Origin of the sequence: Streptomyces calidiresistens (genome assembly GCF_014141525.1) — a bacterium.
In the GTDB taxonomy this organism is placed as follows: Bacteria; Actinomycetota; Actinomycetes; order Streptomycetales; family Streptomycetaceae; genus Streptomyces; species Streptomyces calidiresistens.
Map to the genome: position 1 here is coordinate 1 of NZ_VKHS01001494.1, position 552 is coordinate 552.

Sequence of the window (552 nt, forward strand, 5' to 3'; positions counted from 1 at the left end):
CTCCCCACCCAACGCCCCACCGGCCACACCCGGCACCGGGCGTGAACTCGGAACGGCCCCCGCCGTCTCCCCGCCGGGTGGTCGATGAGCCGGGGAGGTCATGCGTCCCGGTCGGGCGTCGCCAGACGGTTGAACCCGACGAGGCGGGGCGAGACGACGAAGTCGAAGGTCCCGAGGGAGGCCACGATGTCCCGGTCCGGTTCGCCGAACACTTCGAGGTGCCGCACGGTGCAGTGCTTCATCACCTCCTGGATGTACGGGTCCGACAGTCGCCAGTGCGTACGGATGGCGTCGGAGTCGCGGTAGAGCTGAAAGCTGTGCGCCACCATCCGCTCCTCGTCGATGAAGACCTCCACCATGAGTTGGGGACCGCGCTCCCGGGCGAAGGCCACCGCCCGTGCGATGGCCACCCGAAAGTCATCGAGATGACCATCGGTGACGCGCATGGTGTTGCGGAAGAGGATGGTGCCGCTGTCGGTGATCTCCATACGCCGAGGGTCGTACCTCAACCCGGATTGGGGTCAAGGGCACGGCGGGGCGGGGCGGGGCCTG

General features: G+C 68.5%; 1 protein-coding gene. It reads right to left on the reverse strand.

Annotated features, from left to right (window positions below; genetic code table 11):
- Window positions 1-98: 98 nt before the first annotated feature.
- Window positions 99-488, reverse strand: a complete 390-nt coding sequence (locus FOE67_RS27985) for a hypothetical protein (protein WP_182667588.1) — start codon at window positions 486-488, stop codon at window positions 99-101.
- Between the last annotated feature and the right edge of the window lie 64 nt (window positions 489-552).